The sequence below is a fragment of the Streptomyces hazeniae genome (assembly GCF_031845485.1).
Taxonomy (GTDB): Bacteria; Actinomycetota; Actinomycetes; order Streptomycetales; family Streptomycetaceae; genus Streptomyces; species Streptomyces hazeniae.
Genome location: NZ_JAVREQ010000161.1, coordinates 1 through 462, shown reverse-complemented (window position 1 = coordinate 462; position 462 = coordinate 1). Strand labels below are relative to the sequence as shown.

1 protein-coding gene is annotated in these 462 nt (G+C 68.2%); it reads right to left on the bottom strand.

What is annotated here, in order from left to right; all coding sequences use genetic code 11:
* The coding region (locus RM572_RS29105) for a thiamine pyrophosphate-dependent enzyme (protein ID WP_311676353.1) at positions 1–462 on the bottom strand (462 nt) is incomplete at both ends.

Sequence of the window (462 nt, the reverse complement as noted above, 5' to 3'; positions counted from 1 at the left end):
CTTGGTGTCGATGACGTCGTACATGTACGGCTGGGTCATCGACGGGTCATCGCCTTCGTTGTGTCCGCGGCGGCGGTAGCACAGCATGTCGATGACGACGTCCTTCTTGAACGCCTGGCGGAAGTCCACTGCCAGCCGCGCCACCCAGGCGCAGGCCTCCGGGTCATCGCCGTTGACGTGGAAGATCGGCGCGCCGATCATCTTGGCGACGTCCGTGCAGTACTCGCTGGACCGCGAATCCGTTGGCGCCGTGGTGAACCCGATCTGGTTGTTGACCACGATGTGGACGGTGCCGCCGGTCGTGTAACCGGCGCGCAGGGCGAGGTTCAGCGTCTCGGCGACCACGCCCTGGCCGGCGAACGCCGCGTCGCCGTGCAGCAGCAGCGGGACGACGGGGTCCTCGCCGGAGACGACGGCGTCCCGGCTGCCGTCCAGCAGATCCTGCGTGGCCCCCACCAGACC